The sequence below is a fragment of the Devosia sp. A369 genome, assembly GCF_054489345.1.
Window position 1 is genome coordinate 352,760 of record NZ_JBTMWV010000001.1, and the last position, 24,984, is coordinate 377,743.

The following is a 24,984-nucleotide window of genomic DNA, read 5'->3' on the forward strand; positions in this document are numbered from 1 at the left end:
TGGTAGTATGACTTGTCTGGGCAAGCCCCGCTGCGTAGGGTCCCGCCCAAAGTGGAGACTCGCGTGACGCCCCCTAACCCTTTCGATCTCACCGGCAAGCGCGCCCTGGTCACCGGCTCCAGCCGTGGCCTCGGCTATGCAATGGCCGAAGCCCTCGCTGCCGCTGGCGCCGCCGTCATTCTCAATGCGCGTGACACCGAGGCTTTGGGCGCAGCAGCGCAGCGTCTTGCCGCCACCGGCGCCACGGTCAATGCCGTCGCCTTTGACGTCACCAGCCGCGACAGCATCAACGAGGCCGTGACCTATATAGAGGACGCCATCGGCCCAATCGACATTCTGGTCAACAATGCGGGCATGCAGTTTCGCTCTAGCCTGGAAGGTTTTCCGCCGGAAAAATTCGACCAGATCATCACCACCAATCTGACCTCGGTGTTCAATGTCAGCCAGCCGGTGGCGCGGCATATGATTTCGCGCGGCGCCGGCAAGATCATCAATATCTGCTCGCTGATGTCCGAACTTTCCCGGACATCCATCGCCCCCTATGCGGCGACCAAGGCGGCGGTGGCCAATCTCACGCGCGGGATGGCCGTCGACTGGGCCAAGCACGGCCTCAACATCAACGGCATCGCGCCCGGCTTTTTCGCCACCGAACTCAACGAAGCCCTGCTCAAGGACGACAAGTTCAACGCCTGGATCGAAACCAGGACCCCAATGGGTCGCTGGGGCCAGCCCGAGGAACTCGGCGGCGCGGCAGTATTCCTGGCCTCAGAGGCCGCAAGATTTGTGAATGGACACATCCTCTATGTCGACGGCGCCTTCACCGCGACGGTTTGAAGCCGCGCGCATCATCATCGTGATGGGCGTCAGCTCATCGGGCAAATCCACCATCGGCCAGTCCGTGGCGCGGCGGCTGCATGTGCCGTTTCTCGATGGCGATGGCTATCACCCGCCAGCCAATGTCGAAAAAATGCGCGCCGGCACGCCGCTGACCGACGAGGACCGCTGGCCGTGGCTGGAGCGGCTGGCGCAAGCCCTGCATGAAGCCGCCGACCGCAAGGGCGCGGCGGTGGGCGCCTGTTCGGCGCTGAAACGGGCTTATCGCGATTATCTGGTTGAACAGGCCGGCGAGCCGATCCTGTTCGTCTATCTAGAGGGCGACAAGTCGGTGATCGCCGAGCGCATGGCCAAGCGCCACCACGAATATATGCCGGCCAGCCTGCTCGACAGCCAGTTTGCGACGCTGGAAGTGCCCGATCCCGAGAGCGAGAATGTGCTGGTGCTGCCGGTGACCGATAGCGTCGAAAAGCTGACCATGAGCGTGGTCAAGGGCCTCGACCACCTCAAGAGCTTCAAGCGCTGGCAGTAGGGCAACTATTCGGCCGGCTTGAGCCGCACGGCGCGCCGCCCCTGGCCATAGGTCACCACGGCAGCGGCGCCCACCACGACGAGCGCTCCGCTGACCGCCCAGGCATCGAGCACGATGCCCAATAGGGCAAAGTCGAACAGGAATGCCCAGATGATGCCGGTATATTCATAGCCGGCCAGCAGTGACACCGGCGCGCGCGCCACCGCTTCGGTGATCAGCACATGGCCAACACCACCGCACAGGCCGGCGCCAATCAGCAGCGCGTAGGTATATGTATCCAGTTCGGCCCAGCCGAACAGCGCCGTCACCAGACCAACCAGGCTCGCCACCACCGCAAAGGACAGCGCGATGCTGGCGGGCGGATCCGTGCGGGTCAGATCCTTGACCTGTACGCGCGACAGCGCATTGGTCGCCGCCATGGCGACGCCAGCGAGCACGCCGATCAAGGTGCCGTCGCGCAATTCCGCCCCCACCAGCGCCGGGAACAGCATCAGCACGATACCGAGCAGCCCCACCACCACGCCCGCGACCACGGTGGCCCCCGGCCTTTCGCGCAGAAAGACCATCGCCGCGCCGATGGAGAGGATGGGCGTCAGATAGGTGATCGCGGTGGCGATACCGACCGACAGATAGGCCAGCGAAATGAAGCTGCAGACCATCACGGTCGAGCCAAGAATGCCGCGAATAAGATGCTTGTGGGGGTATTTTGTCCGCATGGAAGTGCGCAACTCGCCGCGCACCCACAGGTAAATCAGGATCGGCCCGAGCGCGACGAAGCTGCGCCAGAATACCAATTGCCCCACCGGCGCGACCTTTGCCGCCTCGTGAATCGTGGCGCTCATCGCAGCCATGATGATGAGCGCGAAGGTGTAGAGCCACAGGGCGGTGACAGAGTTGCTGCGGCGAGTCGAGATTTGGGGCGCGGTCATGCGCCAGCCATAACGTTAGAGTTCCGGCCTGTCACGCCGGCGGCCTAGCCCGGAACGGTCTCTGCCCGCGACAGGCTGGCGTTGTTGTAGCGGTCGTCGTAGGTGACCTCGACGCCAACCCAGGCCGGTAGCGGCACCGACTGGTTCTCATCGCTCAGTTCCACCTCGGCGAGGATCAGGCCTCGATGCCGGCCGGCAAATTCATCGACTTCCCAGACCAGCCCACCGAACGGCACCAGATAGCGCCGCTTCACGATGACATGCGGCTCGGCCAGCATCAGCAGTTCGCGCGCCTCATCGATCGGGATTTCATACTCATATTCCGCCCGAGAAATCCCCTCCATGGCCCCTTTCAGGGTCAGCACCGCCCGCGCGTCGTCCTTGCTCCGCACCCGCACTGTCGCCTTGGCGTTGGACGACAGATAGCCCTGCCGCAGCAGGGCACTGCCGGTGGCGGCGGCGCGCCACGCATCCGAGGTCACCAGGAATTTGCGCTCAATCTCGAGACCCATGCCTAAAATCCGAAATTCATCTGGCCCGCCGGCGTGCCGACCGCAACGCCTTCGAGGGCCAGCATTTTCACCTTGGAGATAGCGCCCCCCGGCGCCGAGAATCCGCCCGGTTTGCCATCGCTGGCCAGCACCCGGTGGCAGGGAATGATCAGTGGAATGGGATTGGCGCCCATCGCCGCCCCAACGGCCCGCGACAGCGTCACATCGCCCAACTGCCGGGCAAGCGCGCCATAGCTGGTGGTCTGGCCCCAGCCAATCGTGCATAGCAAGGCATAGGCGCGCTGATGGAATGTGGGCAGTCCGGTGAGATCGAGCGCAATGGCCGTGAAATCCACCGCCTCACCCTCGGCATAGTCCTCAATGCTGTTGATCACGGCCTCGACCAGCCGGGTCGGTTCACCGGGTTGTGCCCCATCGCGATTGATCCGCTGCAGCAGTTCGGCACGCTCCAGCCCCGGCAATTGGACGCGCGCGATCCCGACATCGGTCCAGCCGATGCCGAATTCGCCCAGCGCTGTATCGAAAATCGCCGTTTCCATCGCCTGACCCTGCCCCAATCCTGCTGACACGTCCTGTCATCATCGCGCTCTAATCCCGATGGCACCGCCAACACAGGAGCACCGCCATGGCCAGAATCGTTGGCTATATTGCCACCAGTCTCGATGGCTTCATTGCCACGCCGGACGAGAATCTCGACTGGCTGACCCAGCAGCCCGACCTCAACCTCGGTGAGCATGACTATCACAATTTCATCAAGACCATTGCCACCCTGGTCATGGGCCGCGCGACCTATGACTGGATCGCGCGTTATCCCGGCGCCTGGGAATATGATGGCAAGCGGGTGATCGTCGTCACCTCACGCCCTATCGACCAGCCCAAGGGACCACTGGAGACCCGCACCGATATCGACAGTCTCATCACCGAATTGCGGGCGCTGGACGATGGCGACGTGTGGATGCTCGGTGGTGGCAAGCTGCAGATGGCGTTCATGGAACGCGGCGCGCTTGATGAAATCGAGATTTATGTCATGTCGGAAATCATCGGCAGCGGCATTCCGCTATTTCCCGCCACCGGCCTGCGCGCTTCGCCAAAGCTGATCTCGGCCAAGATGCTGCACCCGGTTTGTGCCCGCCTGCACTATCGCTTCTGAACAAGCAAAGGGCCGCCCGGCAGGACGGCCCTTTCGTTTAGCCGGAAGTGTTGGCTCAGCGCTTGAGCGCGTCGCGGCCGGCATCTTTGACTTCGCCGACCTTCTGCTGAATTTTGCCAGCAGCCTTGTCGAGCTTGCCCTCGGCCTGCAGCTTCTCATTGCCGGTCAGGCCGCCGACGGCGTCCTTGACGGCGCCTTTAACCTGTTTGCCAACGCCTTTGACTTCATCTTTGTGCATGGGAAGTTCCTCTAAGTTGCAGACCAATAACGGACCCGCCGAGCAGTCGTTCCGCCAACCGCCGATCACATTGCCGGTGTTGGTCAAACGGCTCCCGTCTGCTACACGGCGCGCCATGCCCGGTCCCATGCCCACATTGCTCGACTATTTCCCGCCGCTTGAGCCCTATCTGAACGTGTTGCACGTCGATGATGACATTCTGGTCGTCGACAAGCAGAGCGGTCTGCTGAGTGTTCCGGGCAAGGACCCGTCCCTGTGGGACTGCATCGAGCATCGCGCCCGCCAGCAATGGCCCACGGCCGGCATGTGCCACCGCCTCGACAAGGATACGTCCGGAGTGCTGGTGCTGGCGCTGAACAAGCGCGCCCATGGCCGCATCGGCAGCCAGTTCGAGCATCGCAAGACCACCAAATCCTATATTGCCCGCGTCGCTGGCATCATCGAGGCCGATACCGGCCTGGTCGATCTGCCCCTGGCGACCGATTGGGAGAACAAGCCGCGCCAGCGCGTCGATCATGAAAACGGGCGGCCATCGCAGACCGAATGGACGGTGCTGGAGCGCGAGGCCAACGCTACTCGGGTGCGGCTGCATCCGCTCACCGGGCGCACCCATCAGCTCAGAGTTCACATGAAGGCTATCGGCCATGTGATTCTGGGAGATGCGTTTTATGCCGATGCAGAAACTTTTGCTGCGGCCGATCGGTTGCAGCTGCACGCCGCTGAACTGGGCTTCACCCACCCGACGACTGACGAGTTCATGACCTTCGTGGCCCCGACGCCATTTTAGTCCTGAAATTCGCCGAGATAGCTGACTTCGATGCGCTGGAACAAATGGCCCGGCTTCATCGTGTCGAGCCATTTGCGGAAGGCGGGGACATCGGCAAAGCCGGCGCGCTGGGCTTCGGCATTGGTCACATCGTCGGGGCTGATATCGTCAATCGCCCCGATCGACAGCAGGCCGACCTTGGTCTTGAGCGTGCCGCCGGCTTTCACACTCGGGCGGCTCCAGCGACGGAACACCAGATCGACCTTGCCGGTCTTGATGTCTTCGAGCAGGTCGCGCTTGAGCAGCATCAGTCCAAGACCCCCTGCGCGGTGATCTCGATGCGCAGGCCCTTGGCCAGCAATTCCTTGACCACGACTGTGGCGCGCACCGGATAGGGCTGCTGGGTGAAGAACTCGCGATAGACGACGTTCATGCCTTTGGCATCGGCGCTGTCGATGAGGAAAATCTGCAGCATCACCAGATTGGCCAGCGAACCACCGGCTGCCTTGATGCCGATCTCGAGATTCTGGATGCAGCGCCGCGCCTGCGCCTCGATACCGCCCTCGACGATCTCGCCGGTCACCGGATCTTCGGCAATCGCCACCAGCCAGACCTGCTTGCCCGCCCGCACCGCATCATTGATGGGGGAGGATGAGGGGGCAATGCCGGTTTCGATTTTCTCGATCATCTGGTCTCCGGGGAAGAATTGCGGCGCGCAATTGTCTTGTCCGCCGCCTTGTGACAAACACGATCCGCAAGCGGGCGTGGTGGAATGGTAGACACAAGGGACTTAAAATCCCTCGGCGCTAGCCGTGCGGGTTCGAGTCCCGCCGCCCGCACCAGGACTTATCCTCAGTCTGTGCCGCCGGAAATTGGGGCGGCATAGGCCACGTCCAGATCCCAGGGGAAGAAGATCCAGGTGTCCTGGCTGACTTCGGTGATGAAGGTATCCACCATCTCGCGGCCCTTGGGCTTGGCATAGACGGTGGCGAAATGGGCGCCGGGCAGCATTTCGCGGACCACGCGGGCGGTAGAGCCGGTGTCGACCAGATCATCGACGATCAGCACCTTGCCACCATTCCGCGCCATATCGAGGATCGGCTGGCTGATGGTCTTGAGCACCTGAATGCCGCTCTGGCTCTGATGGTCATAGCTCTTGACCGCGACGGTTTCGACCGTGCGGATATTGAGTTCGCGGGCCACGATGGCCGCCGGCACCAGCCCGCCACGGGCAATGGCGATCACGGCATCGAAGGTGCCCATCCCGGCCAAGCGCCAGGCCAGGGCGCGGCTGTCGCGGTGAAACTGGTCCCAGGAGACCGGGAACGACTTCTGGTTCGGGTTGTTCAATTCATGTCTCCTGCGCCGGCGCTGTGCATTGCCGCGGAAAATTCAGAGGATCGTGCTTAGCAAACAAGGACGGCGGAGCCAACAACTCAGCGTGATTATGCCCAGCCTGCGCATGGCCTCAATAGACCTCCTGCTCGGGCATGGCGACTCCGGCCTTGTTGTGGACCTCCGTCACCATCGCCCGCACCTTGCCGGCGGCTTCCTGCAGCCGGTCGGCGTCGGACGAGCGCAACACCAGTTCGGTCATGATGCGGTCATTGCCCATCTGCGGGTAGCTGCCCATTTTGACGTCCGGATATTGCTCCTGCAAGGCGCCGAGCGGGCCGCCAATGGTCCCCTCGCCCACCGCCGCCTTGATGGTGACCGACATGATCTTCTTGCCGCCCTTGAGCACCGGCACCAGCGCCTCGAGCATGGCCCGCATGATGAGCGGTACCCCGGCCATCACATGCACATTGCCGATGCGGAAGCCGGGCGCAGCGCTGACCGAATTGACGATCAGCGCGGCCCCTTCGGGAATACGCGCCATGCGCAGGCGGGCCTCGTTGACCTCGGTGCCGGTCTGCTTCCAGCGCGTTTCCAGCATGGCGCGGGCTTCCGGATTGATCGGCAGCTTTACGCCGAACGCCTTGGCGATGGCGTCGGCGGTGATGTCGTCATGCGTCGGCCCGATGCCGCCGGTGGTGAACACATAGGTATAGCGGGCGCGCAGCGCGTTGACGGCGGCGACGATATCGTCGGTTTCGTCGCTCACGACGCGGACTTCCTGCAACTCGATCCCCAGATCGGTGCAGAAATCGGCGGTGGCGCCAATATTGACGTCCTTGGTCCGGCCCGAGAGGATTTCGTCGCCGATGACGAGGAGTGCGGCGGTGATGGTATCAGGGCTGGACATGAGGCGATTCCGTGGCTTGCTCTCCGCCAGCAATGCCCCCGCATGATATCGGCGTCAAGCGAACCGCCTTGCCCTTCCAATCCCGGTCCCAAGCGACTAATTTGACTGTAGTTCTCCGGAGTCCTGCATGATTACCTTCGTCGATGCCCCCGCCAAAGCCCGCCGCACCCCCGGTGTCATCCCGCTGCATGGCAGCGAGGGTTTTGCCGGCATGCGCAAAGCCGGCGCGTTGACGGCCAAGGCGCTCGACATTCTCACCGAATATGTCGAGCCGGGCGTGCCCACCTCGACCCTCGACAAGATTGCCTATGAGTTCGCCCGCGATAATGGCGCAGTGCCGGCGACGATCTTCTACAAGGGCTATCGCCACTCGCTCTGCACCTCGATCAACCATGTGGTCTGCCACGGCATTCCCGATGAGCGGCCGATGCGCGAAGGCGATATCGTCAATATCGACCTGACGCTGGTGGTTGATGGCTGGCACGGCGATTCGAGCCGGATGTATCCGGTCGGCGAAATTTCCCGCAAGGCCGAGCGGCTGATCGAAGTGACCTATGCCAGCCTCGAAGCCGGCCTCGCCGTGGCCAAGCCCGGCAACACCACCGGCGATATCGGCGCTGCCATCCAGACGCTGGCCGAGAACGAGCGGATGAGCGTGGTGCGCGACTTCGTCGGGCATGGGCTGGGTCAGCTGTTCCATGACGAGCCCAATATCCTCCATTTCGGCACCGCCGGCACCGGCGTACCGCTGAAGCCTGGGATGATTTTCACCATCGAGCCGATGATCAATCTCGGCCGTCCGCATGTGAAAATCCTCTCCGATGGCTGGACCGCCGTTACCCGCGACCGGACGCTGTCGGCGCAGTGCGAGCATTCCATCGGCATCACCGAAGCCGGCTGCGAGATCTTCACCCTCTCGCCCGGAGGCCTGTTCAATGCCATGGCCGCACGGGTTGCCTGATGGCGGACCAGCCTGAGGAATCACCGGGCAGCCTGGCAGAAGAGGCCTTCGCGCCGCTGCGGCCAGCCCCTGACGATCGGGCCGGACACCGCCAGCGGGTGCGCGAGCGCTTCCTCAAAATCGGCGGCGACGCGCTGGAAGATTACGAACTGCTCGAACTGGCGTTGCAGCTGGCGATTCCCCGTCGCGACACCAAGGCGCTGGCGAAAACCCTGCTGCGCGAATTCGGCTCGTTCTCCGGCGTGTTCAACGCCAGCCAGGCAAGGCTGGAAAAAATCGACGGGCTGGGCCCGACCTCGGTCGCCCATATCAAGGTGATCCAATCGGTCGCCGCCCGCTTCGGGCGTGACCGGATCGACCGGGAGAAGCCGATCCTCGGCTCGTGGAACCAGTTGATCGACTATTGCCGCAGCCAGATGGCGTTCGAATCGATCGAGCAGTTCCGCATTCTGTTCCTCGATAAAAAGAACCGGCTGATCGCCGACGAGGTGCAGCAGACCGGCACCGTCGACCATACCCCGGTCTATCCGCGCGAAGTCATCCGGCGCACGCTTGAGCTGTCGGCCACGGCGCTGATCCTGGTGCATAACCATCCCTCGGGCGACCCTGCCCCGTCATCGGCAGACGTGCGGATGACCAAGGAAATATCGGACATCGCCAAGCCCCTGGGGATAACTTTGCACGATCACATCATCATCGGGAAATCCGGCCACGCTTCGCTGCGTGCCCTCAAGCTACTCTGAGCGCTCTGGCGCTGCGGGCTGCCCGACTCGAAGTGCCCGGTTCATAGCCTGCTGCAGGCCGCGCACCGCCGCCTTGAGCTGCTTGTTGCCCTTGATCGCTGCCCGCGTCTTCTGGAACGCCTGATGCGCTTTGACGATCACCGCGCCCCGCAGCGTCAGGGCGATATAGTGCTGGCGCAACGGCATCTGCACATTGCACCAATGCCGTTTTTCGTCGGTGAAGCCGCTGCCCATGTCGAAAATGGTGATGCCGTCATCGAACACGGTCTGCATCACCCGCAGCAGGCACTGCTTGCCGGGCGAGCCCCCCTGGATCGCCGGATCGTCGCTCATTGAGGAAATCAGGCAGAACATGCGGTCGTGATGCACGATATTGTAGCGCACCGCGACGATCTCACCATTGAGCCGCAGGATGTGGAGCCGTACATCGACGCCCGAACCGGCTTCGGCCATGCTTTGATAGAAGCCGACCAGCCGGTCGAGGATGAAGCTGTCGCGGATGCCCATCACCTTGAAGCGGGCGGAGCGCTGCCGAAACATGATCTCGATGGCGCAAGCGGTGTCGCCGCCATTGCGGATTTCTTCGAAGTCGACCGCGCCCAGCGCCGTCAGCCGGTCGCCTTGCTGGCGGTCATGCTTGCGCCGCGACTTGCTGCGTTGCAGCGTGTCACATTCGGTCCAGCTGGAATATTGCGAGCGATGGATTGCCTCGACGGCCAGCGTGCTGCCCAAACTATCGAACAGGCCGGCATGCCCCCCGACCTCGATGGGTATCGAGCGCAGATAGATCAGATCGGCGCCGCCCAGCTCTCGCGACATCGCCGCCCACAAGGCGTCGCGCTGTTCAGGACTGAGCGCGGCCAGCGCGTCATGATCGGCGATGGGAGCGTAGCAACCGGCGTTGGAGCCGGGAAACCAGGTGAGCACCGGCAAGCCATAGACGCGCTTGCGATGGAGCGGCAGCAGGACGATGGCCCGGCCATCGACCCGCCCGACGACATAGCATTGCTGCGCCGGCGGGATTTTGCGGTCGGCGATCCACAGCCGGATGAAATCATAGCCCTGGCCGGGAGATTCGATGCTGGTAGCGGTCAGCGTCCGCCATAGCGCTTCGACATCTTCAATCCGGCTGGTCACGGTTGCGCTGAGCTCGCCGTGGGTTCCGGCGAGCGCGCTGGACCGGTAAGGGCCTGTGTCCGCCGTGTCGAGTGTCAGCATCGTTCCCTCGTATCGCAGCCACACTGTGCCGCGGCGGGGTAAACCAGTGCTGAATCTCGGCGTGATGATGCCGGCAAACTCGATGCAGGGTTAAGTCCTGCTTACTTGTCAGCCGAAATTGGCCAGCACGGGGAAGGTTTCGAGGAACCAGTAGGACAGCCGGGTGAAATTGCCGGTGAGGAACAACACGCCGGTTACCACCAGCAGCCCGCCCATGACGCGCTCGACAGTCTGCAAATGCTTCTTGAAGCCCTGGAAGAAGGCGAGGAACGGCCCGATGGCAATGCCGGCGAGGAAGAACGGCACGCCCAGCCCCAGCGAATAGATCCCGAGCAGGCCAGCGCCTTCCCAGGCAGTATTCTTGCTGGCCGAGACCGAGAGCACGGCGGCCAGCACCGGCCCGATGCAGGGCGTCCAGCCAATGGCGAAGGCCAGGCCAAGCAGGAACCCGCCCAGCGGCCCACTGGCCATGCCCGGCCCCTGGTGCCGTACCTGCCGGTCGAGCAACCCGATGCGATAGACGCCGAGGAAATGCAGGCCCATGGCGATGATCATCACGCCGGCAATCGGCGTCAGGATCGGCAGCGCCTGCCGGAACGCCTGGCCGAACGCCGTGGCGGTGGCGCCCAGGGTGATGAACACCACGGAAAAGCCGAGGATGAAGAACAGCGAGGTGACGGCCACGCGCCGCTGCAACGCCGCCGCGCCTTTGTCATCGGCCCGCAACTGTTCGAAACTCGCCCCGCTCATATAGGTGAGATAGGGCGGTACCAGCGGCAGCACGCAGGGCGACAGAAAACTGAGCACGCCCGCGCCGAACACCAATAGCCAAGAAAATTCCAACTGACTGACGCTCCTTGTTGGGTCCGGTTCTAGCCGCTCGGCCCGGCAAAGCAATGCGCAGGGTGTCGCATCGCCGGTTTGTGATGGGCGTGACCATGCGCCGCCGGGCGCGGTTTCGAAAGAACAGGCGGAAGCCCCGAGGCGACTGCCGCCTCTGAAGTAGAGTAGTAAAAAGTGAGGTGATAGTCGCCTCGGGGCGCCGGGATTTTTTGGGAAGGCGAAACCTAAGCCATGAGATTTCAGCCGAAGCATCCCAACTCATGTTCTCCGCGCAGCCCGGAGGGGAGCGCGACCTCCCCTCCCTCCGACAGTCCCTCCGGACACTGGTCGCTGCAGCGCCGCCTGTATCCCGGAGAGATGGGGAGACAATACAGGAGGTTTTGGGGGCGGGGATAAGATGGATAAGTTGGGGGTGTGGAGCGTGGGGCTCCACCCCCTCCTAGCCTCCCCCATCAAGGGGGAGGTATCGCGCCACTAGTGGGCGCGATCGTGCCCCAAACGCGATCTGACACCTCCCCCATGATGGGGGAGGTCGGGAGGGGGTGGGGCCGCACACGCTGAGCGCACGCTTGCTCCACGGGCGCTCCCGCCCTATAGCAGCCTCACCCCCTCCGGCTGAGGTGCCTCATCCATGACCGCCCGTCCTATCCGCATCGCCCCATCGATCCTGTCGGCCGATTTTTCGCGCCTTGGCGCAGAAATCACCGCCATCGACGCGGCGGGCGCCGATTACATCCATGTCGACGTCATGGATGGCCATTTCGTGCCCAATATCAGTTTTGGCCCGCTGGTGATGGCCTCGGTGCGCAAGCTCACCACCAAGCTGTTTGATGTGCATCTGATGATCGCGCCGGTGGACCCCTATATTTCCGCCTTTGCCAAGGCCGGCGCCGATATCATCACCGTGCATGCCGAGGCCGGACCGCATCTGCATCGCACGCTGCAGGCCATTCGTGCCGAGGGCAAGAAGGCCGGCGTCGCGCTCAATCCGGCGACCCCGGTTTCGGCGCTGGAGCATGTGATCGGCGATATCGACCTGCTGCTGGTGATGTCGGTCAATCCCGGCTTTGGCGGGCAGAGCTTCATTCCCGAAGCCCTCACCAAGCTGGCGCAGGCCAAGGCGCTGATCGGCGACCGCGACATCGACCTTGAGGTCGATGGTGGCGTCACCGCCGACAATATCGGCGCCATCGCCAAGGCCGGCTGCAATGTGTTCGTGGCCGGCTCGTCGGTCTATGGTGGCAATGATGCCGCCACCTACGCTCCCCGGATTGCGGCGCTGCGCGCTGCTGCATCCGCCTGAATCAAAATCTGAACCCGAAAGCCTAAGCCCATGATCCCGCGTTACTCTCGCCCCGAAATGGTCTCCATCTGGTCGGCCGAGACCCGCTTCGCCATCTGGTTCGAGATCGAGGCCCATGCCACCACCAAGCTGGGCGAACTCGGCGTGGTGCCCAAGCAAGCCGCCCAGAATATCTGGGACGTGATGAATGCCCGCAAGGAAGCCACCGGCGACTATGGCTTCGACGTGGCGCGGATCGACGAAATCGAGCGCACCACCAAGCATGACGTCATCGCCTTCCTGACCCATCTCAGCGAGATCGTCGGTCCCGACGCCCGCTTCGTGCATCAGGGCATGACCAGCTCGGATATTCTGGACACCACGCTATCGGTGCAGATGGCCCGTGCCGCTGACCTGCTGATCGCCGATGTCGATGCCCTGCTCGCCGCGCTCAAGCGCCGCGCCTATGAGCACAAGGACACCATCACCATCGGCCGCAGCCATGGCATCCATGCCGAGCCGACCACCTTTGGCGTCAAACTGGCCGAAGCCTATGCCGAGTTCACCCGCAACCGTGCGCGTCTCGTCGCAGCGCGGGCCGAAATTGCCACCGCCGCGATTTCCGGCGCTATTGGCAGCTTTGCCAATATCGACCCGCAGGTCGAAGAATATGTCGCTGAAAAGCTCGGGCTGGCCATCGAGCCGGTGTCGACGCAGGTGATCCCGCGCGACCGTCACGCCATGTTCTTCGCCACGCTCGGCGTCGTCGCCAGCTCCATCGAGCGGGTTGCCGTTGAAATCCGCCATTTGCAGCGCACCGAAGTTCTGGAAGCCGAGGAGTTCTTCTCCCCCGGCCAGAAGGGCTCTTCGGCCATGCCGCATAAGCGCAACCCGGTGCTCACCGAAAACCTCACCGGTCTGGCCCGGCTGGTGCGTGGCATGGTGGTTCCGGCGCTGGAAAACGTGGCGCTGTGGCATGAGCGCGATATTTCGCACTCCTCGGTGGAACGCATGATCGGCCCCGACGCCACCGTTACGCTGGACTTCGCTTTGGCTCGCCTCACCGGCGTCATCGACAAGCTGGTGGTCTATCCCGAGAACATGCGCAAGAATCTCGACCTGCTCGGCGGGTTGCACAATAGCCAGCGCGTGCTGCTGGCGCTGACCCAGGCCGGCTATAGCCGCGAGGACAGCTATGCCGCCGTGCAGCGCAACGCCATGAAGGTGTGGGAACATCGCGGCGACCGCGCCGGGCTGTTTGCCCAGAACCTCAAATCCGACCCCGAAGTGACTCTGTCGGATGAGCAAATCGACGCCATGTTCGATGATGGCTATCATCTCAAGCATGTCGACACGATCTTCCAGCGCGTCTTCGACGCCTGACGCCATGATCACCTACGCACGCGAAACCAGCCTTAGTGCTGCTGACTATGTCGCCTGCGTCGGTGCCACCACGCTTGGCCAGGGACGTCCCCTGGCCAATCCAGAGCGGCTGCAGGCCATGCTGGATCACTCCGATCTGCTGGTGACCGCGCGCGACGAGACCGGCGCCCTGCTGGGCCTGTTCCGCGCCATCACCGACTGGCACTGGGTCTGCTATTGCATTGATCTGGCCGTTGTCGAAGGACAGCAGGGCAACCATATCGGCCAGACCCTGCTCGACACGGCGGCGGAACTGCTCGGCCCCAAGGTCAGCGTCGTGCTGCTCTCCAAGCCCGACGCCGAGGGCTTTTATCGCCACATCGGCATGACGGAGCCGATGGCGGCCTTCATGCGCCCAAGGACGGACCGAACATGAAAATCTCGGAATGCGACCTGCTGATCCTGCCCGATCTGGGCGACTGCCTGCCCGGCCACTGGCAATTGCGCTGGGCTGACCGCATCGCCAGCGCCGCCATTGTCGACCAGGCAGATTGGCACGAGCCCGACCTCGATGACTGGGCCGAGACCATCAATCAGGCGGCGAGGCTGACCACGCGCCCGGTGGTGCTGGTGGCGCATTCGCTAGCCGTCATTGCCCTGGTGCATGCCGCGCCGCGCCTGCCCGACAATGTGCGCGGTGCGTTTCTCGTGGCGGCACCCGATATCGAACTCAACCCGGATGCGCCCGAAGCCAGTTTCGGGTTCCGCCCGATTCCGCGCGATCCCCTGCCCTTCCCCTCCATGCTGGTGGCGTCGAGCAATGACCCGCTCTGTTCGCTCGACCGCGCGGTGGAATTTGCCACCTGCTGGGGTTCGGACTTCCATCAGACCGGTGAGGCCGGGCGCATCGATCTCGCCTCGGGCCACGGTCCCTGGCCCGAGGGTCTGCTGATGTTTACCCGGCTGATGCAGCGACTGCAGGCTTAGTTGATCCGCCGCACGGTGAAGCGCGTCGGCGCTTCCGAACCGGCTACCGGTCGATAATTGCAGGTAAGGCTGGACAGGAATGGCCGCTCCGGATTGAGGATCAGGCCGAGCAGACCCAGCAGCAGATTGGGCCGGCAGGTCATGGTGTCGGCGCTCCAGGCGACGCCATTGCCGCAGGAGGTGCGTCGCAATTGCACGCTGACCTCGGCGCCGCGTCCGCTCCAGTCCAGTCGACCGGCGCAACGCACGCCGCCGCCGGAAACGGCATAGCTGCCGCGCTGCTGCAGGCAGAACTCGAAGCGATATTTGCCGTAGATGTGCCCGGTGCTGCGATAGCAGCCGGAAACGATGGCCCCGCCGGGCAGGTCGGGCACGATCACCCGCGTGTCATTGCCCTGGGCAAAGGCCGTGCCGCCTATCAACATGCCGCCCAGAATGGCGACGATCAGACCAAGATACCGAATAGCGCCGCGCATGTGTCCCCCCCTGCTGGCGCGATACTATGTACCCGGAACGGCACAAAGCAAAGGGGAGCCGATCATGCGATCAGCTCCCCCTGGCAAACTGGTTAGACTGGCTGCGCTTAGCCTTCGGCGGCGATCTGCTCGTTGGCGACCTGCACCAGCTGCGCCATCTTCTGGCGAATCACGTCTTCGCCAATGTCGATATTCTTGGCCTTGAGGTCGCCCGCGACCTTGCGGAACACGTCCTCGTCGCCGGCTTCCTCGAAATCGGCAGCCACCACTTCGGCGGCATAGGCATTGGCAGCATCGCCGGTGAGGCCCAGCAGCTCGGCGGCCCAGATGCCGACCAGCTTGTTGCGGCGGGCTTCCGCCTTGAACTTCTTTTCGGCGTCGAAGGCGAACTTGGCCTCCTGGCCCTTCTGCCGATCGTCGAAATTACTCATGTAACTCTCCCGCTGCGCATAGACATTACCGCCGCTCCGGCGCGTGTCCCTCGACATAAGTGGTTCGGCCTGCCAAATCAACTTGCGCGGATGCTGCGACCTTATGCAGGGGGCGCGCAGCCGCCATCCCCAGCCATAATGCAAAAGGGCTTGCCTTTGCGCCATGATCTGGCGCATGAAGCGGCCAAATCTCCCCCCTCCTGCCAATGGTTGGATTTGCCAATGAACCGTCGTCGCAAAATCTACGAGGGCAAGGCCAAGATCCTTTTTGAAGGTCCTGAGCCGGGCACTCTGGTGCAGTATTTCAAGGACGACACGACCGCCGGTGACGGCGCGCGCCACGAGATCATCGATGGCAAGGGCGTGCTGAACAACCGAATCTCGGAATTTGTGTTCACCAAGCTCAACGGCCTGGGTATCCCGACTCACTTCATCAAGCGCATCAACATGCGCGAGCAGCTGATCAAGGAAGTGGAAATCATCCCACTCGAGATCATCGTGCGCAATTATGCGGCCGGCTCGCTGGTCAAGCGCCTCGGGCTCGAGCCCGGCACCCAGCTGCCGCGTTCGATCATCGAATTCTGCTACAAGGACGATGCTTTGCATGACCCGATGGTCAGCGAAGAGCACATCACCGCTTTCGGCTGGGCAACCCCTGCCGAACTCGACGACATCATGAGCCTCGCCATCCGAGTCAACGACTTCCTGACCGGTCTGTTCATGGGCGTTGGCATCCAGCTCGTCGATTTCAAGATCGAATGCGGGCGCCTGTATGAAGGCGACCTGATGCGCATCGTGCTGGCTGACGAAATCAGCCCGGACAGCTGCCGTCTGTGGGACATCAAGACCCGCAACAAGATGGACAAGGACCGCTTCCGCGAAAACCTTGGCGGGCTGATCGAGAATTACCGCGAAGTCGCCCAGCGGCTTGGCATTCTGGTCGAAACGGACAATGCGCTGACCACTGGTCCGCGTCTGGTTCAATAGGCATAGCATTAGGGTATTGAGATGAAAGCGCGTGTCACCGTCACCCTCAAGGCCGGCGTCCTGGATCCCCAGGGCCAGGCCATTGAAGGCTCGCTGAAGAGCCTCGGCTTTGACGGAGTGTCCTCCGTGCGGCAGGGCAAGGTCTTCGATCTGGTGCTGGAGGGAACCGACGTGGAAGCGGCGCGTTCTGCGCTTACCAGCATGTGTGAAAAGCTGTTGGCCAACACCGTGATCGAAAACTACGCGGTCGAAATCTCAAATTAACGCCTTCAGGCGCTTACTCTTTCCGCGCCGCCTCTTGGCGCAGGACCATTTTGCCATGCTCAAAACCATTTCGCTGTCGGTCATGTTCGTCGCCACCATGGGCCTGCTATTCGCAGCCTATGCCTCGGTGCCGCTGTAAATTTAGCCGCCCTGCCGGATCGACTGACGGCATTTAGCTAAATGCTTACCAGTTCACCATTTGGCTTAATCCTGTCGGCAAGTCGTAACCTCTCAGCATCGCCCCTGGCCGTATAATGCGCCGCAATAATTGCGGAGGGCGGCAGATGGCCGAAACTGACAAGCGACTCGATTGGGTCGACATGGCTAAGGGCCTGTCGATTTTCCTCGTCGTCATGATGTATGCGGCGTCGAGCGTCGGCGAGGATACCGGCGGCGTCGGCGTGCTGCATTGGGCCATCGCCTTTGCCACCCCGTTCCGGATGCCGGAATTCTTCCTGATCTCCGGGCTGTTTCTGTCCCGAGTCATCGACCGCCCCTGGCGCGCCTATGCCGATCGCCGCGTGGTGCATTATCTGTATTCTTACGCGCTGTGGGCGCTGATCCACATCATCTTCAAGGTCGGCCTGCTGAGTACCGATCCGGTCGGCGCCGCCGAGCAGATCGCCTGGGCGGTGATCCAGCCCTATGGCGTGCTGTGGTTCATCTACATGCTGGCCGTGGTCAGCGCCGCCACCAAGCTGCTGCGCGATCTGCGCGCCCCGGTCTGGGCGGTGTTTGCCGTAACGGCGATCCTGCAGATGGCCAACATCCATACCGGCAGCTATCTGGTCGACCAGTTCGCCGAATATTTCGTGTTCTTCTATGCCGGCTTCGTGCTGGCGCCAAAACTGTTCGAGCTGGTCGGCCGCGCTGTGGAGCGTCCGCTGCTGGCGGTCGCGGGGCTGGTCGTCTGGGCCGTGCTCAATGCGGCACTGGTATTCTCGCCGGGCTTCGAGATGCACCCGATCCATCCGGTGATGGGGCTGGCCGGCCTTCCCGGCCTGCATCTGGCGCTGGCGCTGGTGGGCACGGCGGCGCTCTGCGTCTTGGCTGCCCTGTTGGCCCGCTTGCCCTTTATGGACTGGCTGCGCTGGATGGGTTCCAAATCGCTGGTGGTCTATGTGGCCTTCGTGCTGCCGATGGGGATTGCGCGCACCCTGCTGATCAAGCTGGGCGTCGATGACGCAAGTGTGTTGAGTGTGGCCATCATGGCGATTTCCATCGTCTCGCCGCTGGTGCTGCTGTGGATCGTCGAGCGGATCGGCTTTGGCAAGTTCCTGTTCGAGCGTCCCGCCTGGGCCCATCTGCCGGGCACGCAGGGCGCGCGCCGGGGCCGCGATGGCGCCGTGGTGACGCCCGCCGAGTAGCGCCAAAGCGCCATTCCCCCAACGGGGCCGGGATATGCAGTTCCGGCCCTTGCCTTTTCCTGCAAGACTCATCACAAGGGCCTCGCTACCCCCATTTTAGCGAGGACCAGCCGATGAAATCCGCAGTCATCGTCTTCCCCGGTCTCAATCGCGACCGCGACATGATCGCGGCGCTGACCAAGGTTTCCGGTACCGCCCCCCAGACGGTCTGGCATCAGGACGCCGAGCTTCCCGATGTCGATCTGATCGTCATTCCGGGCGGTTTTTCCTACGGCGATTACCTGCGCTGTGGCGCTATCGCCGCGCGCTCCCCGATCATGGACAAGGTCCGCGAACGCGCCGCCAAGGGCGTCAAGGTGCTTGGCGTCTGCAATGGCTTCCAGATCCTGATCGAAGCCGGGCTGCTGCCCGGGGCGCTGATGCGCAATATGAGCCTGAAATTTGTCTGCCGCGAGGTCAAGCTCGAGGTCGCCAATGCGAGCACCGAGTTCACTCGTGGCTATACGCAGGGCCAGATCATCCGCTGCCCGGTAGCGCATCACGATGGCAATTACTTTGCCGACGCCGAGACCGTGGCGCAGATCGAAGGCAATGGCCAGGTGGCGTTCCGCTATGCGGAAGGCACCAATCCCAATGGCTCGATCAACAACATCGCCGGCATTTTCAATGAGCAGAAGAACGTGCTCGGGCTGATGCCGCACCCGGAAAACCTCATCGAAGCCGCGCATGGCGGCAATGATGGACGGGCCCTGTTCTCGGGGCTGCTGGGTCAGGCCGCCTGATGAATGTGCGTGCGCCAATCGCCCCAGCCCGCTTGCTGCTGGGGCTTGGCCTGATCTTTGGCGTGGGCGGGCTGGGGCTGCAATTCAGCCTGTCCATGTCGAACATGCTGAGCAGTGGCCGCGATCTGCCCGGCTCGCTCGGCAGCTTTTTTTCGTATTATACGATCCTCACCAACATCGCGCTGGTGCTGATCTATCTCTCCGAAATCCTGCCCGCCCGCTGGCTGGAGCTGTTCCGCAGCCCGCTGCTGCGCGGCCTGATGGCCGCCAATATCGCGCTGGTCAGCATTTTCGTATTCTTCGTGCTGCGGCATTTGTCGGTGCTGACTGACCTCTGGTTGCTGGCCGACAATCTGCTGCATTACCTCTGCCCCCTGCTCTATCTGCTGTGGTGGGGCGTAGCGCAGCGCCATGGCCGGCTGGTGTGGCGCAATCTGCCGCTGATGCTGGTGCCGACGCTGGTGTATTTCGTCTACGCCATGGCGCGCGGCGCCTGGGTGCAGGAATATCCCTATCCCATTCTGAACGCGATTAAGCTGGGCTACCCCCAGGTCGCGCTCAATGCCGTTTACATGACAGCGCTGCTCGCGGTGCTGTGCCTCATCATCATTGGTCTCGACCAATGGCTTGCCCGCCCCTCTCGGACAATTCGCTCATGACCCCCTATCAGAACGACATCACCATCACCCCCCAGCTCGTTGCCGACCATGGCCTCAAGCCGGACGAGTTCGACAAGATCGTGGCGCTGATCGGCCGGCAGCCGACCTATACCGAGCTGGGCATCTTCTCGGCGATGTGGAACGAGCATTGCTCGTACAAGTCCTCCAAGAAGTGGCTCAAGACGCTGCCGACCACCGGGCCGCGCGTCATCCAGGGCCCCGGCGAAAATGCCGGCGTGGTCGACATCGGCGACGGCCAGGCCATCGTCTTCAAGATGGAATCGCACAACCACCCCAGCTTCATCGAGCCCTATCAGGGCGCCGGCACCGGCATAGGCGGCATTCTGCGCGACGTCTTCACCATGGGCGCCCGCCCGGTGGCGGCGATGAACGCGCTGCGCTTTGGTTCGCCCGACCATGAAAAGACCCGCCATCTGGTGTCGGGTGTGGTCTCCGGCATCGGTGGCTATGCCAACGCTTTCGGCGTGCCCACTGTGGGCGGCGAGGTCGAATTCGACGAGCGCTATAATGGCAATATCCTGGTCAACGCCTTCGCGGCGGGCCTGGCCGATACCGACAAGATTTTCTACTCCAAGGCCGAAGGCGTCGGCCTGCCCGTCGTCTATCTTGGGGCCAAGACCGGTCGCGACGGCGTCGGTGGCGCCACCATGGCCTCGGCCGAATTCGGCGACGATATCGAGGAAAAGCGCCCCACCGTGCAGGTTGGCGACCCGTTCACCGAAAAGCGCCTGCTGGAAGCCTGCCTCGAACTGATGGCCACCGGTGCGGTGATCGCCATTCAGGACATGGGCGCGGCGGGCCTCACCTGCTCGGCCGTCGAAATGGGCGCCAAGGGCGACCTTGGCATCGAGCTGAACCTCGACATGGTGCCGGTGCGCGAAACCCACATGACGCCTTACGAGATGATGCTCAGCGAAAGCCAGGAGCGCATGCTCATGGTGCTGCATCCGGCCAAGGAAGCCGAAGCCCGCGCCGTATTCGTCAAGTGGGAGCTCGATTTCGCCACTGTCGGCATCACCACCGACGATTTGCGCTTCCGCGTGATGTGGCAGGGCGCCGAAATGGCCAATCTGCCGATCAAGGATCTCGGCGACGAAGCCCCCGAATATGATCGCCCCTGGATTGCGCCGACCACGCCGGCCCCGCTGGCCGCCGACGACGTGCCGCAGATGGACGTGGCCGACGCCCTGCTCAAGCTGATGGGCGGCCATCAGGCGTCCTCGCGGCGCTGGGTCTATGAGCAATATGACACGCTGATCCAGGGCAATTCGCTGCAGCGCCCCGGCGGCGATGCCGGCGTGATCCGCGTCGAAGGCCACCCCACCAAGGGCCTGGCCTTCACCTCCGACGTGACGCCGCGCTATTGCGAAGCCGACCCCTATGAGGGTGGCAAGCAGGCCGTGGCCGAAGCCTGGCGCAATCTGACGGCAACCGGCGCCGAGCCGCTGGCGGCCACCGACAACCTCAATTTCGGCAATCCCGAACGCCCCGAAATCATGGGCCAGCTGGTCCATGCCATCAAGGGCATCGGCGAAGCCTGCACGGCGCTGGACTTCCCCATCGTCTCGGGCAACGTCTCGCTCTACAACGAAACCAATGGCCGCGGCATCCTGCCGACCCCGACCATTGGCGGCGTTGGCCTGCTGCCCGACTGGAGCCAGATGGCCCGCATCGGCTTTGCCGCCGAAAATCAGGTGATCCTGCTGGTCGGCGCACCGCCCAATCGCGGCACGCATCAGGGCCAGTCGATCTATCTGCGCGACCTGTTTGGCCGCAAGGATGGTCCCGCACCCCATGTCGACCTCGCCCATGAGAAGCGCACCGGCGATTTCGTCCGCAAGCTGATCCGCTCGGGCGTCGCCACCGCTTGCCACGATTTGTCGGATGGCGGGCTGGCGGTTGGTCTGGCCGAAATGGCCGTTGCCTCGGGCATTGGCGCCACCGTGACCGATCTCGAGGATCAGGACCCGGTGCTGCAGTATTTCGGCGAGGATCAGGGACGCTATCTGCTGACGGTCAAGCTCGACCCGCAGGGCGACGAGCTGGCGGCGCTGTGGAAAGAAGCCGAAGCCCTGGGCGTGTTCGCGCCCTGGATCGGCACCACCGGCGGCAGCGATCTGGTGCTTGGCGCCGCCAAGCCGGTCGCCGTCGCCGCACTCAAAGCGGCGCATGAAGGCTGGTTCCCCAGCTTCATGGACGGCGCGGCTGCATAATCAGCACCTCTGCCTTATGATCGCCGCTCTTTGGAGTGCTTTGCTCCAGGGGCGGCGTTCTTTTTTTCTGGAGATTACGATGCGTTTTAGCCCGGCAATCGGCTGCCTTGCAGCCATTTTCGTTAGCCTCGTGCCGGTGTCCGCCTTTGCTCAGAATCTCACCGTCACCGGCTCGCCGCTGCCGGACCAGCCCTATACGCTGATCTATCCCGAGATGATGGTGGCGAGTGGCGAACCAGGCGGCCCGCTGACCATCAACCACCCCGGCGCGCCGCTGCAATGCGTGCTGACCGTGGTGCCGGTGGAAGACACCGGCTGGACCGCCGAGGGCGCCCTGGCGGCGCTGGACGAGGCCACCGTGACCGCCGGCTGGAGCGACACCTTCCCCGGCTTTGTGCTCGGCGCTCGCTCGATCACCAATTACCAGAGCAATGCCGCCCTGATGTATGAGGGCACCAGCACCGAGTCGCCGCAGGGCGGGCCGCTGACCCTGGTCCATACCGAAACCGTGGCCAACGACAACGGCTATACGCTGGACTGCATTTTCGCCACCGAGGTCGCCGGCGAGGCGCGCCCGATGGTCGATTCCATCATCGCCAACTTCTCCACCGAGCAGGACGCAACCCCGCTCGGCGCCCAATAGCCGCGCCGTATTGAAGGTGCCGCACCCCCATGCCATATCATGGGGGTCGCCGGCCCGTTTGCCGGCCTGTTTGCAGGAGCAAGAGCCATGGCCATGGATGCCAGCGAAATTGAACGCCGGATCAAGGCAGCTCTGCCCGATGCTCAAATCGAGATCCGTGACCTCGCCGGAGACGGCGATCACTATGCTGCCACGGTGATTTCCGAGCAGTTCCGCGGCAAGTCGCGGGTGCAGCAGCATCAACTCGTCTATGCCGCCCTGCAGGGCGACATGGGCGGAGCCCTGCACGCGCTGGCGTTGCAGACCAGCGTACCGGACTAAGCGAGCGTGTCGCTCCGCGATTCTCTCGATTTGATCCGCACCGTCCGGCCAGATGCCGGCACGGCGGCAATCGAGCATGAGATACTCGCGGAGCGCGCCTCCTCGCTCAGCGCGGCGGAACGCAAGGTGATCGCCACCATTGCGGCTTTGGCCAATGCCGACACTGACCGCGCCGAAAAGCTGGCGCAGGCCCGCAGCGCCGTCTGGGCCTATTTCGTGCAGCGCGAACTGATCGGCTTTCGGCGGCACACCGACGTGATTCAGGAATTGAGTATTCCCGGCGAAGTCCTTGTCGGGCTTGGCGCAATGCCGGCGCGACGGTGACCCGCGCGGTATTTTTCGATGTCGATGGCGTGCTGGTGCATGGCTATCACGCGCGGCCCGAATTGCAGCGCCACTGGGATGCCAATTTGCTGGCCGACCTCGGGGTCGATCCCGAGCGGTTCCGTGCCGAATTCATCTTCGACATTTTCATCAAGAAGGTGGTGGTCGGCGAGATGTCGCTGGTCGAGGCACTGGACCGCCGCCTGCCCGCGCTTGGCTATCGGGGCTCGACCATGGTCTTCGCCCAGTATTGGCTGAGTCGGGACAGCGCATTGAACCAGCCGCTGCTCGATGTCGTGCGCCAGCTCAAGGCGCGTGATGATTTGCGGCTCTATATCGCCACCAACCAGGATCATATGCGGGCGCTCTGGCTGTGGCAGTCGCTGGGGCTGAGTGAATTGTTCGAGGACATTTTCTATTCGGCCCGTGCCGGGGTGCGGAAGCCCGAAAAGGGCTTCTTCGAGTTTATCGAGCACCGCATCGGCCCGCAGTCCGAGCCTCCCCTGTTGTTTGACGATACGCCCAAGGTGATCGATGGGGCGCGGCGGCATGGTTGGGAGGCGGTGCAGTTCGACACGGTCGAGGATTGCGTCGGTCACCCCTGGACCGCGCAGCGGCTACGCTGACCCGCGCATTTTTCTTGACCAATTCATAGCTGCGCAGCTATACATCAATTCATAGCCAGCGAGGTATGGATCGTGATGTCGAGCACCCATGATGTGATCTTTCGTTCGCTTGCCGATCCGACTCGCCGGGCGCTGTTCGAGCGGCTGTGCCGCGAAGGGGAGAAGACGGTCGGGGCGCTGACGGCACGCGCCGGGGTGTCGCAGCCCGTGGTGTCCCGCCATCTGGGCGTGCTGAAGCAGGCTGGGCTGGTGCGGGATCGGCAGGACGGACGGCAGACGCATTACAGCGCCCAGCCCGATGCGCTCGCCCCACTGGTCGACTGGACCAGCCAGATGGCCGGGTTCTGGGAAACCCGGATCGACCACCTCGAAGACCTACTCAAAAGGATGGACCAATGAGCACCACCGCCACCGAGACCCGCACTATTATTGTCGAACGTGAGGTCGCCTTCCCGCCGGAGAAAATCTGGCGCGCTTTGACCCAGCCAGAGCTGATCGCAGAATGGCTGATGCAGAGCGATTTCAAGCCCGTCGCCGGCCACAGCTTCAAGTTCACTGCCGATTGGGGCGGGGTCGACTGCCAGGTCCAGGAGGTCGAGCCGAACAAGATGCTGTCATATAAATGGGACGCCTTTGGCCTTGAAAGCGTCGTCACCTGGACGCTCACCGCCACCAGCACCGGCACCCGCCTGCGTCTGGAACAGTCCGGCTTCCGCCCGGATCAGGAACAGGCCTACCAGGGCGCCATGCAGGCCTGGCCGGAATACTTCGCCGCGATGGAAAAGGTACTCGCCGGCCTCGCGTAAAATCTGCCGGCGCGACGCAGTAACGCGCCGGCGACCATCTCGACAGCGCCCTTTGGCTGTCCTATTTAAGGGGCAGCAGCAACCGGGCCTTGACCCCGGCTATCGAAAGGCTCTTCCCATGACCGACATCAACGCCTTCATCGACGACAAGGTAAAGAACAACGACATCTTCCTGTTCATGAAGGGCTCGCCGGATTTTCCGCAATGCGGCTTTTCCGGCCAGGTCGTGCAGATCCTGAGCTATCTCGGGGTCGAGTATGGCAGCGCCAATGTGCTGGAAAGCGAAGAGCTGCGTGACGGCATCAAGGCCTACAGCAACTGGCCGACCATTCCCCAGCTCTACATCAAGGGCGAATTCGTCGGCGGCGCCGACATCGTGCGCGAGATGTTCCAGGCGGGCGAATTGCAGACCCATCTGCAGACCGCCGGCATCGCGGTCAAGCAGACCGCCTGATCCAACGC

35 protein-coding genes and 1 tRNA gene are annotated in these 24,984 nt (G+C 63.1%); 24 read left to right on the plus strand and 12 right to left on the minus strand.

The genetic code is table 11. From position 1 onward, the window contains the following. Positions 1 to 63: 63 nt before the first annotated feature. Entirely contained in the window at positions 64 to 834 is a 771-nt protein-coding gene (locus ACX3OZ_RS01795; protein ID WP_459103690.1) for an SDR family oxidoreductase, read from the plus strand. Next, positions 803 to 1,366, plus strand: coding sequence for a gluconokinase (locus ACX3OZ_RS01800; protein WP_459103691.1), 564 nt, complete (start codon positions 803 to 805; stop codon positions 1,364 to 1,366). Before ACX3OZ_RS01795 ends, ACX3OZ_RS01800 begins: the two co-directional genes overlap by 32 nt. 5 nt (positions 1,367 to 1,371) lie before the next feature. Here the strand turns inward: ACX3OZ_RS01800 and ACX3OZ_RS01805 are convergent, their stop codons facing one another. The 3 genes from ACX3OZ_RS01805 to ACX3OZ_RS01815 are packed head-to-tail and all read right to left on the minus strand — an operon-like array spanning position 1,372 to position 3,376. Next, positions 1,372 to 2,295, minus strand: coding sequence for a DMT family transporter (locus ACX3OZ_RS01805; protein ID WP_459103692.1), 924 nt, complete (start codon positions 2,293 to 2,295; stop codon positions 1,372 to 1,374). Between the two features lie 44 nt (positions 2,296 to 2,339). Beyond that, positions 2,340 to 2,807: a CYTH domain-containing protein gene (locus tag ACX3OZ_RS01810; protein ID WP_459103693.1), complete on the minus strand. Its 468-nt coding sequence runs from the start codon at positions 2,805 to 2,807 to the stop codon at positions 2,340 to 2,342. Positions 2,808 to 2,809: 2 nt separating this feature from the next. Further along, positions 2,810 to 3,376 (minus strand): methylated-DNA--[protein]-cysteine S-methyltransferase, encoded by a 567-nt coding sequence (locus tag ACX3OZ_RS01815; RefSeq protein WP_459103694.1) that lies wholly within the window; start codon positions 3,374 to 3,376, stop codon positions 2,810 to 2,812. Positions 3,377 to 3,432: 56 nt separating this feature from the next. Here ACX3OZ_RS01815 and ACX3OZ_RS01820 point away from each other — a divergent pair, with 56 nt between their 5' ends. Further along, positions 3,433 to 3,957: a dihydrofolate reductase family protein gene (locus tag ACX3OZ_RS01820; protein ID WP_459103695.1), complete on the plus strand. Its 525-nt coding sequence runs from the start codon at positions 3,433 to 3,435 to the stop codon at positions 3,955 to 3,957. A gap of 55 nt (positions 3,958 to 4,012) precedes the next feature. Here the strand turns inward: ACX3OZ_RS01820 and ACX3OZ_RS01825 are convergent, their stop codons facing one another. Then, positions 4,013 to 4,282 (minus strand): CsbD family protein, encoded by a 270-nt coding sequence (locus ACX3OZ_RS01825; protein ID WP_459103696.1) that lies wholly within the window; start codon positions 4,280 to 4,282, stop codon positions 4,013 to 4,015. Positions 4,283 to 4,322: 40 nt separating this feature from the next. On the opposite strand from ACX3OZ_RS01825, the gene ACX3OZ_RS01830 reads away from it, so the two are divergent. Beyond that, the gene (locus ACX3OZ_RS01830) at positions 4,323 to 4,982 is read left to right on the plus strand and encodes an RluA family pseudouridine synthase (protein WP_459103697.1); all 660 of its coding nucleotides are present in this window, start codon (positions 4,323 to 4,325) and stop codon (positions 4,980 to 4,982) included. Here the strand turns inward: ACX3OZ_RS01830 and ACX3OZ_RS01835 are convergent. Next, the gene (locus tag ACX3OZ_RS01835; protein WP_459103698.1) at positions 4,979 to 5,269 is read right to left on the minus strand and encodes an ASCH domain-containing protein; all 291 of its coding nucleotides are present in this window, start codon (positions 5,267 to 5,269) and stop codon (positions 4,979 to 4,981) included. The genes ACX3OZ_RS01830 and ACX3OZ_RS01835 overlap by 4 nt on opposite strands. Beyond that, complete coding sequence (locus ACX3OZ_RS01840; RefSeq protein ID WP_459103699.1) at positions 5,269 to 5,649, minus strand: RidA family protein; 381 nt, start codon at positions 5,647 to 5,649, stop codon at positions 5,269 to 5,271. Before ACX3OZ_RS01840 ends, ACX3OZ_RS01835 begins: the two co-directional genes overlap by 1 nt. 70 nt (positions 5,650 to 5,719) lie before the next feature. On the opposite strand from ACX3OZ_RS01840, the gene ACX3OZ_RS01845 reads away from it, so the two are divergent. Continuing rightward, positions 5,720 to 5,803 (plus strand) — tRNA-Leu (locus tag ACX3OZ_RS01845). A gap of 10 nt (positions 5,804 to 5,813) precedes the next feature. Here ACX3OZ_RS01845 and gpt read toward each other — a convergent pair. Together gpt and ACX3OZ_RS01855 are read right to left on the minus strand one after the other, a co-directional pair. Next, positions 5,814 to 6,311, minus strand: coding sequence for a xanthine phosphoribosyltransferase (gene gpt, locus ACX3OZ_RS01850; protein ID WP_459095105.1), 498 nt, complete (start codon positions 6,309 to 6,311; stop codon positions 5,814 to 5,816). A 118-nt stretch (positions 6,312 to 6,429) separates the two neighbouring features. Further along, the gene (locus ACX3OZ_RS01855; protein ID WP_459103700.1) at positions 6,430 to 7,206 is read right to left on the minus strand and encodes a competence/damage-inducible protein A; all 777 of its coding nucleotides are present in this window, start codon (positions 7,204 to 7,206) and stop codon (positions 6,430 to 6,432) included. A gap of 127 nt (positions 7,207 to 7,333) precedes the next feature. On the opposite strand from ACX3OZ_RS01855, the gene map reads away from it, so the two are divergent. Both map and radC read left to right on the plus strand, forming a co-directional pair. Beyond that, the gene (gene map / locus ACX3OZ_RS01860; RefSeq protein WP_459103701.1) at positions 7,334 to 8,167 is read left to right on the plus strand and encodes a type I methionyl aminopeptidase; all 834 of its coding nucleotides are present in this window, start codon (positions 7,334 to 7,336) and stop codon (positions 8,165 to 8,167) included. Then, positions 8,167 to 8,910: a RadC family protein gene (gene radC / locus ACX3OZ_RS01865; protein ID WP_459103702.1), complete on the plus strand. Its 744-nt coding sequence runs from the start codon at positions 8,167 to 8,169 to the stop codon at positions 8,908 to 8,910. The genes map and radC overlap by 1 nt, the downstream gene beginning before the upstream one ends. Here radC and ACX3OZ_RS01870 read toward each other — a convergent pair. Together ACX3OZ_RS01870 and ACX3OZ_RS01875 are read right to left on the minus strand one after the other, a co-directional pair. Next, positions 8,902 to 10,128 carry a GNAT family N-acetyltransferase gene (locus ACX3OZ_RS01870; protein WP_459103703.1) on the minus strand — a complete coding sequence of 409 codons (1,227 nt, stop codon included), beginning with the start codon at positions 10,126 to 10,128 and terminating at the stop codon, positions 8,902 to 8,904. The genes radC and ACX3OZ_RS01870 overlap by 9 nt on opposite strands. A gap of 108 nt (positions 10,129 to 10,236) precedes the next feature. After that, positions 10,237 to 10,971: a cytochrome c biogenesis CcdA family protein gene (locus ACX3OZ_RS01875; RefSeq protein WP_459103704.1), complete on the minus strand. Its 735-nt coding sequence runs from the start codon at positions 10,969 to 10,971 to the stop codon at positions 10,237 to 10,239. 631 nt (positions 10,972 to 11,602) lie between these two features. On the opposite strand from ACX3OZ_RS01875, the gene rpe reads away from it, so the two are divergent. Genes rpe through ACX3OZ_RS01895 form a run of 4 tightly spaced genes read left to right on the plus strand, consistent with a single transcriptional unit; the run spans position 11,603 to position 14,602 of the window. After that, positions 11,603 to 12,274 carry a ribulose-phosphate 3-epimerase gene (gene rpe / locus ACX3OZ_RS01880; RefSeq protein WP_459103705.1) on the plus strand — a complete coding sequence of 224 codons (672 nt, stop codon included), beginning with the start codon at positions 11,603 to 11,605 and terminating at the stop codon, positions 12,272 to 12,274. A 30-nt stretch (positions 12,275 to 12,304) separates the two neighbouring features. Next, complete coding sequence (purB, locus tag ACX3OZ_RS01885) at positions 12,305 to 13,636, plus strand: adenylosuccinate lyase (protein WP_459103706.1); 1,332 nt, start codon at positions 12,305 to 12,307, stop codon at positions 13,634 to 13,636. A gap of 4 nt (positions 13,637 to 13,640) precedes the next feature. Then, entirely contained in the window at positions 13,641 to 14,051 is a 411-nt protein-coding gene (locus tag ACX3OZ_RS01890) for a GNAT family N-acetyltransferase (RefSeq protein ID WP_459103707.1), read from the plus strand. Further along, positions 14,048 to 14,602: an RBBP9/YdeN family alpha/beta hydrolase gene (locus tag ACX3OZ_RS01895; protein ID WP_459103708.1), complete on the plus strand. Its 555-nt coding sequence runs from the start codon at positions 14,048 to 14,050 to the stop codon at positions 14,600 to 14,602. Before ACX3OZ_RS01890 ends, ACX3OZ_RS01895 begins: the two co-directional genes overlap by 4 nt. Here ACX3OZ_RS01895 and ACX3OZ_RS01900 read toward each other — a convergent pair. Both ACX3OZ_RS01900 and ACX3OZ_RS01905 read right to left on the minus strand, forming a co-directional pair. Further along, positions 14,599 to 15,078 (minus strand): hypothetical protein, encoded by a 480-nt coding sequence (locus ACX3OZ_RS01900; protein WP_459095095.1) that lies wholly within the window; start codon positions 15,076 to 15,078, stop codon positions 14,599 to 14,601. The genes ACX3OZ_RS01895 and ACX3OZ_RS01900 overlap by 4 nt on opposite strands. 107 nt (positions 15,079 to 15,185) lie before the next feature. Then, a complete protein-coding gene (locus ACX3OZ_RS01905) occupies positions 15,186 to 15,509 on the minus strand; it encodes a DUF1476 domain-containing protein (RefSeq protein WP_459095094.1) in 324 nt (107 codons plus the stop codon). Between the two features lie 222 nt (positions 15,510 to 15,731). On the opposite strand from ACX3OZ_RS01905, the gene purC reads away from it, so the two are divergent. From purC to grxD, 13 genes are all read left to right on the plus strand, one after another. Then, positions 15,732 to 16,496 carry a phosphoribosylaminoimidazolesuccinocarboxamide synthase gene (gene purC / locus ACX3OZ_RS01910; RefSeq protein ID WP_459095093.1) on the plus strand — a complete coding sequence of 255 codons (765 nt, stop codon included), beginning with the start codon at positions 15,732 to 15,734 and terminating at the stop codon, positions 16,494 to 16,496. Between the two features lie 21 nt (positions 16,497 to 16,517). Continuing rightward, positions 16,518 to 16,760 carry a phosphoribosylformylglycinamidine synthase subunit PurS gene (purS, locus tag ACX3OZ_RS01915; RefSeq protein ID WP_459095092.1) on the plus strand — a complete coding sequence of 81 codons (243 nt, stop codon included), beginning with the start codon at positions 16,518 to 16,520 and terminating at the stop codon, positions 16,758 to 16,760. A 284-nt stretch (positions 16,761 to 17,044) separates the two neighbouring features. Then, on the plus strand, positions 17,045 to 18,127 hold the full coding sequence (locus tag ACX3OZ_RS01920) for an acyltransferase family protein (protein ID WP_459103709.1): 1,083 nt from the start codon (positions 17,045 to 17,047) through the stop codon (positions 18,125 to 18,127). A gap of 113 nt (positions 18,128 to 18,240) precedes the next feature. After that, on the plus strand, positions 18,241 to 18,909 hold the full coding sequence (purQ, locus tag ACX3OZ_RS01925) for a phosphoribosylformylglycinamidine synthase subunit PurQ (RefSeq protein ID WP_459095090.1): 669 nt from the start codon (positions 18,241 to 18,243) through the stop codon (positions 18,907 to 18,909). After that, positions 18,909 to 19,568 carry a Pr6Pr family membrane protein gene (locus ACX3OZ_RS01930; protein ID WP_459095089.1) on the plus strand — a complete coding sequence of 220 codons (660 nt, stop codon included), beginning with the start codon at positions 18,909 to 18,911 and terminating at the stop codon, positions 19,566 to 19,568. Before purQ ends, ACX3OZ_RS01930 begins: the two co-directional genes overlap by 1 nt. After that, positions 19,565 to 21,802, plus strand: coding sequence for a phosphoribosylformylglycinamidine synthase subunit PurL (gene purL / locus ACX3OZ_RS01935; protein WP_459103710.1), 2,238 nt, complete (start codon positions 19,565 to 19,567; stop codon positions 21,800 to 21,802). The genes ACX3OZ_RS01930 and purL overlap by 4 nt, the downstream gene beginning before the upstream one ends. Positions 21,803 to 21,881: 79 nt before the next feature. Next, positions 21,882 to 22,445: a hypothetical protein gene (locus ACX3OZ_RS01940; RefSeq protein WP_459103711.1), complete on the plus strand. Its 564-nt coding sequence runs from the start codon at positions 21,882 to 21,884 to the stop codon at positions 22,443 to 22,445. Between the two features lie 87 nt (positions 22,446 to 22,532). After that, positions 22,533 to 22,766, plus strand: coding sequence for a BolA family protein (locus ACX3OZ_RS01945; RefSeq protein WP_459095086.1), 234 nt, complete (start codon positions 22,533 to 22,535; stop codon positions 22,764 to 22,766). 6 nt (positions 22,767 to 22,772) lie between these two features. Beyond that, a complete protein-coding gene (locus ACX3OZ_RS01950) occupies positions 22,773 to 23,090 on the plus strand; it encodes a DUF6665 family protein (RefSeq protein WP_459103712.1) in 318 nt (105 codons plus the stop codon). Then, positions 23,087 to 23,716, plus strand: a complete 630-nt coding sequence (locus ACX3OZ_RS01955) for an HAD family hydrolase (protein ID WP_459103713.1) — start codon at positions 23,087 to 23,089, stop codon at positions 23,714 to 23,716. The genes ACX3OZ_RS01950 and ACX3OZ_RS01955 overlap by 4 nt, the downstream gene beginning before the upstream one ends. 75 nt (positions 23,717 to 23,791) lie before the next feature. Next, positions 23,792 to 24,115 carry an ArsR/SmtB family transcription factor gene (locus tag ACX3OZ_RS01960; protein ID WP_459103831.1) on the plus strand — a complete coding sequence of 108 codons (324 nt, stop codon included), beginning with the start codon at positions 23,792 to 23,794 and terminating at the stop codon, positions 24,113 to 24,115. Continuing rightward, the gene (locus ACX3OZ_RS01965) at positions 24,112 to 24,522 is read left to right on the plus strand and encodes an SRPBCC family protein (RefSeq protein ID WP_459095083.1); all 411 of its coding nucleotides are present in this window, start codon (positions 24,112 to 24,114) and stop codon (positions 24,520 to 24,522) included. The genes ACX3OZ_RS01960 and ACX3OZ_RS01965 overlap by 4 nt, the downstream gene beginning before the upstream one ends. A gap of 118 nt (positions 24,523 to 24,640) precedes the next feature. After that, positions 24,641 to 24,976, plus strand: a complete 336-nt coding sequence (gene grxD / locus ACX3OZ_RS01970) for a Grx4 family monothiol glutaredoxin (protein ID WP_459095082.1) — start codon at positions 24,641 to 24,643, stop codon at positions 24,974 to 24,976. The last annotated feature ends 8 nt before the right edge of the window (positions 24,977 to 24,984 follow it).

Excerpts from the sequence above, each read along its gene's own strand:
- purB (WP_459103706.1), top strand. The coding sequence starts at position 12,305 with ATGATCCCGCGTTACTCTCGCCCCGAAATGGTCTCCATCTGGTCGGCC.
- ACX3OZ_RS01960 (WP_459103831.1), top strand. The coding sequence starts at position 23,792 with ATGTCGAGCACCCATGATGTGATCTTTCGTTCGCTTGCCGATCCGACT.
- ACX3OZ_RS01835 (WP_459103698.1), bottom strand. The coding sequence starts at position 5,269 with ATGCTGCTCAAGCGCGACCTGCTCGAAGACATCAAGACCGGCAAGGTC.
- ACX3OZ_RS01830 (WP_459103697.1), top strand. The coding sequence starts at position 4,323 with ATGCCCACATTGCTCGACTATTTCCCGCCGCTTGAGCCCTATCTGAAC.
- ACX3OZ_RS01900 (WP_459095095.1), bottom strand. The coding sequence starts at position 15,078 with ATGCGCGGCGCTATTCGGTATCTTGGTCTGATCGTCGCCATTCTGGGC.
- map (WP_459103701.1), top strand. The coding sequence starts at position 7,334 with ATGATTACCTTCGTCGATGCCCCCGCCAAAGCCCGCCGCACCCCCGGT.
- ACX3OZ_RS01810 (WP_459103693.1), bottom strand. The coding sequence starts at position 2,807 with ATGGGTCTCGAGATTGAGCGCAAATTCCTGGTGACCTCGGATGCGTGG.
- ACX3OZ_RS01805 (WP_459103692.1), bottom strand. The coding sequence starts at position 2,295 with ATGACCGCGCCCCAAATCTCGACTCGCCGCAGCAACTCTGTCACCGCC.
- ACX3OZ_RS01930 (WP_459095089.1), top strand. The coding sequence starts at position 18,909 with ATGAATGTGCGTGCGCCAATCGCCCCAGCCCGCTTGCTGCTGGGGCTT.
- purS (WP_459095092.1), top strand. The coding sequence starts at position 16,518 with ATGAAAGCGCGTGTCACCGTCACCCTCAAGGCCGGCGTCCTGGATCCC.
- ACX3OZ_RS01870 (WP_459103703.1), bottom strand. The coding sequence starts at position 10,128 with ATGCTGACACTCGACACGGCGGACACAGGCCCTTACCGGTCCAGCGCG.
- grxD (WP_459095082.1), top strand. The coding sequence starts at position 24,641 with ATGACCGACATCAACGCCTTCATCGACGACAAGGTAAAGAACAACGAC.
- ACX3OZ_RS01840 (WP_459103699.1), bottom strand. The coding sequence starts at position 5,649 with ATGATCGAGAAAATCGAAACCGGCATTGCCCCCTCATCCTCCCCCATC.
- radC (WP_459103702.1), top strand. The coding sequence starts at position 8,167 with ATGGCGGACCAGCCTGAGGAATCACCGGGCAGCCTGGCAGAAGAGGCC.
- purQ (WP_459095090.1), top strand. The coding sequence starts at position 18,241 with ATGAAATCCGCAGTCATCGTCTTCCCCGGTCTCAATCGCGACCGCGAC.
- rpe (WP_459103705.1), top strand. The coding sequence starts at position 11,603 with ATGACCGCCCGTCCTATCCGCATCGCCCCATCGATCCTGTCGGCCGAT.
- ACX3OZ_RS01890 (WP_459103707.1), top strand. The coding sequence starts at position 13,641 with ATGATCACCTACGCACGCGAAACCAGCCTTAGTGCTGCTGACTATGTC.
- ACX3OZ_RS01820 (WP_459103695.1), top strand. The coding sequence starts at position 3,433 with ATGGCCAGAATCGTTGGCTATATTGCCACCAGTCTCGATGGCTTCATT.
- ACX3OZ_RS01965 (WP_459095083.1), top strand. The coding sequence starts at position 24,112 with ATGAGCACCACCGCCACCGAGACCCGCACTATTATTGTCGAACGTGAG.
- ACX3OZ_RS01940 (WP_459103711.1), top strand. The coding sequence starts at position 21,882 with ATGCGTTTTAGCCCGGCAATCGGCTGCCTTGCAGCCATTTTCGTTAGC.
- ACX3OZ_RS01905 (WP_459095094.1), bottom strand. The coding sequence starts at position 15,509 with ATGAGTAATTTCGACGATCGGCAGAAGGGCCAGGAGGCCAAGTTCGCC.
- ACX3OZ_RS01800 (WP_459103691.1), top strand. The coding sequence starts at position 803 with ATGTCGACGGCGCCTTCACCGCGACGGTTTGAAGCCGCGCGCATCATC.
- ACX3OZ_RS01895 (WP_459103708.1), top strand. The coding sequence starts at position 14,048 with ATGAAAATCTCGGAATGCGACCTGCTGATCCTGCCCGATCTGGGCGAC.
- ACX3OZ_RS01920 (WP_459103709.1), top strand. The coding sequence starts at position 17,045 with ATGGCCGAAACTGACAAGCGACTCGATTGGGTCGACATGGCTAAGGGC.
- purL (WP_459103710.1), top strand. The coding sequence starts at position 19,565 with ATGACCCCCTATCAGAACGACATCACCATCACCCCCCAGCTCGTTGCC.
- purC (WP_459095093.1), top strand. The coding sequence starts at position 15,732 with ATGAACCGTCGTCGCAAAATCTACGAGGGCAAGGCCAAGATCCTTTTT.
- ACX3OZ_RS01945 (WP_459095086.1), top strand. The coding sequence starts at position 22,533 with ATGGCCATGGATGCCAGCGAAATTGAACGCCGGATCAAGGCAGCTCTG.
- ACX3OZ_RS01855 (WP_459103700.1), bottom strand. The coding sequence starts at position 7,206 with ATGTCCAGCCCTGATACCATCACCGCCGCACTCCTCGTCATCGGCGAC.